This window comes from Pseudomonas sp. RA_15y_Pfl1_P11 (genome assembly GCF_963970975.1).
In the GTDB taxonomy this organism is placed as follows: Bacteria; Pseudomonadota; Gammaproteobacteria; order Pseudomonadales; family Pseudomonadaceae; genus Aquipseudomonas; species Aquipseudomonas tritici.
Window position 1 is genome coordinate 1 of the sequence record NZ_CAXAOY010000039.1, and the last position, 3,642, is coordinate 3,642.

Consider the following 3,642-nt stretch of genomic DNA (forward strand, 5'->3'; position numbering starts at 1 on the left):
GACTCGCCGACACCAAGCGAGCGGCTGGCCTCAATGAAGCTGTAATCCTGCTTGATAACGAGGTCGGCAGCCTCGCGTTTGAATTCAGGGGAAAAGGTACGGCGTTGTTTGGTCATCTGACACCTCGTTCTGGCGAGCATTCTCGCCTAAATGGGTGTCCGGTTTCATTAGACCACTACAGAGAGCTTTCTTAGAAAGCTCTAAAAGCTCTTTTGGCATCAAGAAGGCGAATCGATCTTCGGCAGGGTACTCGATCATCGCCTCCATTGGATCATTCATTTGATCAAAGCGGGGAGCATACAAATAGCTGCTGAAAATAGCGTCCAGTTCTCTTTTGACCAGGTCTGAACCCAGTGGGCGATATCGGTAGAGCGATGTTGGGCGGGTTGGTTTATTTTCTGAAACCATGGAGGGGCACCATCTATAAAAAACTTCTGAATTTAAGCTACGGTGACTTTTCAGCGGCCTAATCAGTCCTCAAGCGAATGGGCATTGATGCACTGATTTCCATGCAAAGTGAAAGCGTGGAAAAGGTTTCCCGCTGTGGGGCAGCCGTTGGCCTGGTATACACTCGCTGTGCGAAGAAAGGATGGCGAGCCTTGCTCGGGCTCGCCCGTTGTTTTACTTGTTGAAATAGTCACGCACGTGGTGCGACCAGGTGCCGACCGCCGCAACCGCGTTCTTGAGCTGCGTTTCTGTGCATCTGAACGAAGCACACCAGTTTCTGACCTCGTTAGGATCATTGACGTCTATCCGCTTAGCGTCCGCAGGGTGGGTGATGTGCTTGTTATCCGACATGATGACTATCCTTAATCATTGATGGCTAATTGACATCCACTTAGATCGGGTCGGAGCGATAGATTTTCAAGGCTGGCCTTAGCGACTTTAGGTTCATTATTTGCTCGGGATCCTGCGATGAAGCTGGAAGGCGCAGGTAGGTGGATGCCAGGTAATCCAGGAAGTGACGTGTGCCGTGCAGGTACAGTGCGAGCAATACCGCACCTTGGTTGGGTCGCAACTTCCGGCGTGGTCTACCACGGCGGCTGCTATCACTTCCCTGGAGCTTGAACGACATGAACGAGAGTGCTTGTCGTTCAAGCTCCTCTCACCGACAGTCATGCTATCAGGTCATCCCTTTGAGAGCGTGCGCAGGCTCTGATGCTGGTCCGCTGCGTACGTTTCGTCGCCCCAATGGGTACCCAATCTTACCTCGCGCGTGCTTAGGACATCCGCCCTCCCCGCAGCTACGCTTTCGACTCCTTCATTGGAGTCGAAACAATGTCCATTGAATATGTCATTGAGCGGCTGTACCAAAACCAGATCGCCTTAGAGGCGGCCGTAATGGAGTTGACGCTGAGGGCTGAACGCTAGAGAGCGCCGGACACATCAAACCAGGCTTGGCCAAACTGAAGGCCAAAGGCCTACACTAATCAAGCTGGCTACGACGTCCCGCTGCGACAGCCCTTTTTTGACTTTGTGCGCATGCTACAAAGGATGACCCCGTACGACACAGTTCGTCAGATTCAAATCCCAAACTATGTGCACCCAGACAAAATGGCATAATATGCCAATGATCGAAAGATACTGTTTGTCGAAAGTTGGAGCTTATTATGGCGACGCGAAACGTTGTGCTCACCCCTCATCAGGAACAGGTTATCCATGACCTGGTGCAGTCTGGCCGCTATCAGAATGCCAGCGAAGTGATGCGGGAAGGTTTGCGGCTATTGGAACAGCGTGTCGCCGAAGACACTGCCAAAATTGAGGCCCTGCGTCAGGCGACCTCAATCGGCATCATGGATCTTGAGCACGGGCGCTTTACTCAGGTGAACGAAGGGGCTCTGGAGCACTACCTCGAGGGCTTGAGCCTGGAGGCAACCCTCCCCGCGAGAGAGAAACACTGAGCATGCCGCAGTATCGGATTTCCAACCCGGCGCGTGCCGACATTGTCGACATCCTCAGGCTCTCCCAGACGCAGTTCGGCGATCAAGCTCGCCAGCGCTACCAGGAGCTGATCCTCGCGGCGCTGAAAGCGCTTGCCGACACGCCCTATCGCATTGGCAGCCACGACCGCGATGAGCTTGCACCGGGCCTTCGCAGCTATCACCTCATCTATTCACGCCAGCAGGCCAAACAAACCCATGGAACGGTCAAAAGCCCACGCCATATCGTGTTCTATCGTGTGGCAAACGACGACGTGATCGAGGTCGTCAGACTCCTTCATGACGCCATGGAAGTGCAGTTGCACTTGCCTAACGACTGATCAGCGACCTGGCCCAACGGCTTAACTGGCCAGAAATAGCGAAGGTAAGGCGCCTCCTCTATATCTCAACCTGAGCGCCCTCGTTGTCAGCCGACTTGGCGGCCAATCGAAGGGGGAGGTTCTGGGTCCAACCGGGCTATCGAGATCCACGACCAGAAACACTATGTTCAACTTTGCGTATCACTTTCAATGCAGAACAACCGCTTCTTAGGCGTTTTCCGTGACCAACCGCCTAGCATTACGCTCCAGCTGTCGATGGACACGCGGATCGATGTCCCTAGCGACCAGAGCCCTGGCAACATCACGCAGAGCACGAGCATCTCGCGAATCAATTCAGGATAGGTGCAGAAAGACAGACCCGACAACGCCACTTAAGGATATCGACTCATTACCCATTCCCTCTTCCGAACGACCAAGGGTTTGCCAGATACGGGTTGCTCATCCAGTATACGGAGGCGCACTGAATACCAGCCACTGCCATACTGGAGTCCGTCGGAGATCGCCATTCGCGATCACTCGCACATTCGGTGCGAATGGGGGCAAAAATGGGGGCAAACAAAAGCGTTATCGACCTGAAAACATTGTCCTAGAGCCCAGTCAAAATGTTTTTTGGCGACCCGGAGAGTCTTTAAGGATCGTCTGGAAGGCCGTTCGGCCGATCAACGCTACCTCCATGCTCAGCCGCAATCGCGCCGGGGATGGCAAAGGCCTTGAAATTCAGTTGCAGAGGCAGTTCGATCGCCATCAGCGCGCCGCCCAACAGCGGGCCGACAATCGCGCCATTGCGACCGATGCCGGACGCCCAGCCCACGCCTGTGGTGCGAATCGACAAGCCTTAGAGCTGCGCAGCCCCCACTCGCGCATGAGTGACGGCAGGACCACGCCTTAAATAAACAAGTCATAGCCTTCAAAGGTCAACAGCAAGGCACACAGGCTCACGATCAACCAGTGGAAGCGGTTGAACGGGGCATTATCGATAATCGAATGGCCATCATGGCTACGCATGGCAGTGCTCTCTTTATTGTTGTTGTGAGTCAGTGTCAGCAGATGGAAAAAGCCTTAGCCGAGGTCGCCGCCGCCTACCGGCAAGGTCACGCCGGTGATGTAGGAGGCCTCGTCGCAGGCCAGGAACAGAATCGCGCCAGCTTGTTCGTCGATGCTGCCGTAGCGTTTCATCGGGCTGCTGTCGAGGGTCTGGTCGACGATCTGCTGGTACCACACACGCTCCTGCTCGCTCTGCGGCTGGCTGTTGCGCGGGATGCGCCGTGGCGGTGCCTCGGTGCCGCCGGGCGCGGTGGCGTTGACGCGAATCCCGCTGCCGGCAGTCTCCAGGGCCAGGCAGGCCGTCAAGGCATTCACGCCGCCCTTGGCCGCGCCATACG

6 protein-coding genes and 1 pseudogene are annotated in these 3,642 nt (G+C 55.4%); 2 read left to right on the plus strand and 5 right to left on the minus strand.

Annotated features, from left to right (window positions below; all coding sequences use genetic code 11):
- From AACY44_RS27380 to AACY44_RS27390, 3 genes are all read right to left on the minus strand, one after another.
- The coding region (locus tag AACY44_RS27380; RefSeq protein WP_339531505.1) for a transposase at positions 1 to 116 on the minus strand (116 nt) is incomplete at its 3' end.
- On the minus strand, positions 85 to 408 hold the full coding sequence (locus AACY44_RS27385; protein ID WP_339531498.1) for a hypothetical protein: 324 nt from the start codon (positions 406 to 408) through the stop codon (positions 85 to 87). The genes AACY44_RS27385 and AACY44_RS27380, both read right to left, overlap by 32 nt.
- A 213-nt stretch (positions 409 to 621) precedes the next feature.
- Positions 622 to 798 (minus strand): DUF3606 domain-containing protein, encoded by a 177-nt coding sequence (locus AACY44_RS27390; protein ID WP_083285254.1) that lies wholly within the window; start codon positions 796 to 798, stop codon positions 622 to 624.
- Positions 799 to 1,610: 812 nt separating this feature from the next.
- Between AACY44_RS27390 and AACY44_RS27395 the strand changes: the two genes are divergently transcribed.
- Entirely contained in the window at positions 1,611 to 1,901 is a 291-nt protein-coding gene (locus tag AACY44_RS27395) for a type II toxin-antitoxin system ParD family antitoxin (protein WP_070414439.1), read from the plus strand.
- Positions 1,902 to 1,903: 2 nt separating this feature from the next.
- The gene (locus AACY44_RS27400) at positions 1,904 to 2,260 is read left to right on the plus strand and encodes a type II toxin-antitoxin system RelE/ParE family toxin (protein WP_339531501.1); all 357 of its coding nucleotides are present in this window, start codon (positions 1,904 to 1,906) and stop codon (positions 2,258 to 2,260) included.
- Between the two features lie 628 nt (positions 2,261 to 2,888).
- Here the strand turns inward: AACY44_RS27400 and AACY44_RS27405 are convergent.
- Together AACY44_RS27405 and AACY44_RS27410 are read right to left on the minus strand one after the other, a co-directional pair.
- Positions 2,889 to 3,113, minus strand: a pseudogene (locus AACY44_RS27405) (hypothetical protein); the annotation flags it as partial.
- A 206-nt stretch (positions 3,114 to 3,319) separates the two neighbouring features.
- Positions 3,320 to 3,642, minus strand: a 323-nt coding sequence (locus tag AACY44_RS27410) for an SDR family oxidoreductase (protein WP_339531503.1), incomplete at its 5' end; no start/stop codon positions are given.

Bases quoted from the DNA above. Each gene is read 5' to 3' on its own strand.
- AACY44_RS27385 (WP_339531498.1), bottom strand. From the start codon at position 408: ATGGTTTCAGAAAATAAACCAACCCGCCCAACATCGCTCTACCGATAT.
- AACY44_RS27395 (WP_070414439.1), top strand. From the start codon at position 1,611: ATGGCGACGCGAAACGTTGTGCTCACCCCTCATCAGGAACAGGTTATC.
- AACY44_RS27390 (WP_083285254.1), bottom strand. From the start codon at position 798: ATGTCGGATAACAAGCACATCACCCACCCTGCGGACGCTAAGCGGATA.
- AACY44_RS27400 (WP_339531501.1), top strand. From the start codon at position 1,904: ATGCCGCAGTATCGGATTTCCAACCCGGCGCGTGCCGACATTGTCGAC.